This window comes from Saccharomonospora halophila 8 (genome assembly GCF_000383775.1).
Lineage (GTDB): Bacteria > Actinomycetota > Actinomycetes > Mycobacteriales > Pseudonocardiaceae > Saccharomonospora > Saccharomonospora halophila.
On sequence record NZ_KB912483.1, the window covers coordinates 18,838 to 22,294 of the forward strand.

At 73.1% G+C, this 3,457-nt stretch carries 5 protein-coding genes; 2 read left to right on the top strand and 3 right to left on the bottom strand.

Going from position 1 to position 3,457, the window contains the following annotated elements; translation table 11 throughout:
* On the bottom strand, positions 1-1,038 hold a 1,038-nt coding region (locus tag SACHA_RS19755; RefSeq protein ID WP_083935750.1), incomplete at its 3' end, for a LacI family DNA-binding transcriptional regulator.
* Between the two features lie 283 nt (positions 1,039-1,321).
* Here SACHA_RS19755 and SACHA_RS0101445 point away from each other — a divergent pair.
* Entirely contained in the window at positions 1,322-1,957 is a 636-nt protein-coding gene (locus SACHA_RS0101445) for a nucleoside/nucleotide kinase family protein (RefSeq protein ID WP_019806608.1), read from the top strand.
* A 28-nt stretch (positions 1,958-1,985) separates the two neighbouring features.
* Here the strand turns inward: SACHA_RS0101445 and SACHA_RS0101450 are convergent, their stop codons facing one another.
* Positions 1,986-2,657, bottom strand: coding sequence for a DedA family protein (locus SACHA_RS0101450; protein WP_019806610.1), 672 nt, complete (start codon positions 2,655-2,657; stop codon positions 1,986-1,988).
* A gap of 80 nt (positions 2,658-2,737) precedes the next feature.
* On the opposite strand from SACHA_RS0101450, the gene SACHA_RS0101455 reads away from it, so the two are divergent.
* Complete coding sequence (locus SACHA_RS0101455) at positions 2,738-3,160, top strand: PPOX class F420-dependent oxidoreductase (RefSeq protein WP_019806612.1); 423 nt, start codon at positions 2,738-2,740, stop codon at positions 3,158-3,160.
* Between the two features lie 36 nt (positions 3,161-3,196).
* On the opposite strand, the gene SACHA_RS24780 is transcribed toward SACHA_RS0101455, so the two are convergent.
* Positions 3,197-3,457 (bottom strand): hypothetical protein (locus tag SACHA_RS24780; protein ID WP_019806614.1); only part of this gene is annotated, 261 nt, incomplete at its 5' end.

Consider the following 3,457-nt stretch of genomic DNA (forward strand, 5'->3'; position numbering starts at 1 on the left):
CGGTGCGGTGTCCCCGGTCGGGGCGCACCCGCAGGAGCGGCGGTGGCGCAGTTGGGGGGCCAGCCGGACCGTCTCGGCGGCACGGTCGGGCTCGGCGATCCGGGCGAGCAGCAACCGTACGGCCTGCGCCCCGATCTCGGCGACGGGCTGCGCCATCGTGGTCAGCGGCGGATCGACCAGGTCGGCCCACTCCGGGTCGTCGTAGCCGACGACGGCCACGTCGGTCCCGATCCGGATCCCGCGTCGGCGCGCCTCGTGCAGGACCCCGACGGACATCGCGTCGTTGGACACCACCACGGCCGTGGCCGGGTCGGCGGCGTCGAGCAGTGTGCCGAAGGCGCGGGCGGCCCGCCCGGAGTCGGAGTACCCGCAGGCGAGCAGGTCCGGGTCCCACGGCAGTCCGGCGCGGCCGAGGCCCAGCCGGTGCCCGAGAATGCGTTCGTCACTGGTCGCGAGCCCGGGCGTGCCGCTGATCAGGCCGATCCGGCGGTGCCCGTGCGCGGCCAGGTGCTCGGTCAGTGCCGAGGACGCCTGGATGTTCTCCGAGCCGACCTGGTCGACGTCGCCGCGGGTGGACACCCGGTCGAGCAGCACCGTGGGGGTCCCGACGGACACCAGCTCCCCGACCACCGCACCGTCGCCGGGGGCCGGGGTGAGCAGCAACCCCTCCACCCGCCGGGCGCGCAACGCGCGGACGATGGCGCCCTCCGTCTCCGCCGTGTCGTGCGTGTCCGCCAGCAGGACCGTGTACCCGGCGGCCGCGGCCGCGCGTTCGACGGTCCGCATCAGGGTCGCGAAGTACGGGTTCGCCAGCAGAGAGATCGCCACACCGATCGTGCGGGTGCCGCCCGTGACGAGCGACCGGGCGATGGCGTCGCCCGTGTAGCCGGTGCGCTCGACGGCACTGAGCACCGCGGCACGCGTCCCGGGTGCCACGGCCCGGGTGCCGTTGACGACGTGCGAGACGGTGGTGATCGACACACCGGCCAGTTCGGCGATGTCGCGTTGGGTGGGCCGGTTCGACCGCGGCGGTGCCATGATCGCCTCCTGGAGCACGGTGACGACGGGTCGCCCGTCAGCCAACCGCATCGCCAACCCTTTGCGCAAACGCTTGCCGAGTCGCCTTCCTCCACTTACGGTCGCAGGCGCGGGATGTGCGGGAGGTCCGGTGTCCGGGAGCCGCCGGCGGGGCCGGCCACCCACGTCGCCGTGACCGTGGCCGCGCCCGGGGCGCTCGCTCCCCGCCGCGCTCGGGCGCTTACGTTTCCGCTGAGCTCGGGACGCTCCCGATGGGAGTGACATGGCCCCCGATGGGAGTGACATGACCTCGTTCGACGAACTGCTCGACCGCGCGCAGACGCTGGTCGACACCGGCAGGCGCACGGTGTTGGGCATCGCGGGGCCGCCCGCGTCGGGGAAGACGTCCCTGGCCTGGCGGATCGCCGACGCGCTGGGTTCGCACGCGGCCGTGGTGGGTATGGACGGCTTCCACCTCGCACAGGTGGAGCTGGCCAGGCTGGGCCGGACCGACCGCAAGGGTGCGCCGGACACGTTCGACGCCCACGGCTACGTCCATCTCGTCCGACGGCTGTCGGAGGGCCGGGAGCCGGTGTACGCGCCGGAGTTCCGCCGGGAGATCGAGGAGCCGATCGCCGGCGCGGTGCCCGTCCCACCGGGTGTGCGGCTGGTGATCACCGAGGGGAACTACCTGCTGCTCGACTCCGACCCGTGGGACACGCTGCGCTCCCTGATCGACGAGGTGTGGTACCTCCAGCCGGACGAGGACGCCCGCATCGCGCGGTTGGTGACCCGGCACCGCCGGTACGGGCGCTCACTCGTGGAGGCCCAGCAACGCGCCCGCGGTTCGGACCAGCGCAACGCCGACCTGATCGCGCCGACCGCGGACCGCGCCGATGTGCTCGTCCGGGAGATGGACCTGCCGCACTTCGCCGTCTGAGGCGCCGGTCCCGCGTCGGGTCGGACCGTCAGGTCCGGGTGGGCTGCGGTTCGGCGTCGCTCGGCTTGCGCATCTCCTGGCGGTAGCGCCACAGGCCGTAGACCGTGCCGCCGACGAAGAAGCTCAGACTGGCCAACATCAACCCGGTCTTCAGCCACGGCATCGAGTCCAGCAGCCCCGCACCGTAGTATCCGACCAGCACGAGGGCGGGCACCCACAGCACCGCACCCACGACGGTGGCGACGAAGAACCGCACGGGGTTCATCCCCGCCGCGCCCGCGATCGGCGGGGTGAGCGTGCGGACGTACGGGATGTAGCGCGCCGCCACGACGGCGAAGAATCCCCTGCGGTCGAAGAACGTCCGGGCCCGTTCCAGGTTCCGCCGGTTCAGCACCTTGCCGTCCCGGCGGGTGGCCACGTGCACACCGGTCTTCCGGCCGATCGCGTACCCGGCCTGGTTGCCGAGGACGGCGACCACCAGTGCCACCCCGGACAGCGCCCAGGCCTGTCCCTCCGCCCCCTGCTGGGCGAGCACGATCCCCGCGCCGAGCAGCAGCGAGTCACCGGGGAGGAACAGGCCGAGCAGCAGCGCGCACTCGATGAACACGAAACCGAGCACGACGACCCAGAGCAGGGGGATCCCCACCGTCATGAGCCAGGCGGGGGCGACTGTCGCGGCGTCGGCATGCAGCGTGTCCACGTCGGCAGACTACGTTGCCGCCCACCGACGTGGTCACGGTGATTCGGAATCGGCCGGATGTCCGTGCCGTTGAGGCCGGTATGACCGACGACGCTCTCCGCGCGCTGCTGGCCGACCGGCGGTTCGGTGTGCTCGCCACGCTCCGGCGGGACGGACGGCCCCAGTTGTCCACGGTGATCCACCACTTCGACCCCGCCACCGACACCGTGCTGGTGTCGGTCACCGACGACCGGGCGAAGACCCGCAATCTCCGCCGGGACCCCCGGGCGAGCTACCATGTCTCCAGCGCCGACGGCTGGTCGTACGCGGTGGCCGAGGGAACCGCCGATCTGCCCCCGGTGGCCGCCGACCCGCAGGACGACACGGTGGCCGAACTCGTCGCGCTGTACCGGACGATGGCGGGTGAGCACCCGGACTGGGATGCGTTCCGCGCCGCGATGGTCGCCGAACGCAGACTGGTGTTGAAGCTGCGGGTCGAACGGGTGTACGGCATGGCGCGGTGACACGTGCCCGGAACGGCACGGTGGCCCACGCGTCGCTCAGAGCGTGACCAGGCCGAGCACCGACCCCACGGCGAACCCGACGGACCCCGCGAGCAACAGCACCCAGCGCAGGGTCAGCGGTCCCGAATCCGGCCGGTGGTCCTGCTGCCGGGACCCCGCCTCGCCGGGACCGAGACCGGACACCGCACGGCGCAGTTCCAGGGAGTCGTGGTCGGCGCCGGAGAGCAGCCCGTAGCCACCGGCGAGCCCGGCCCCGGACCCGTCCGTCCCGCCCGTCGGCGCCGACGCCGCGGACGG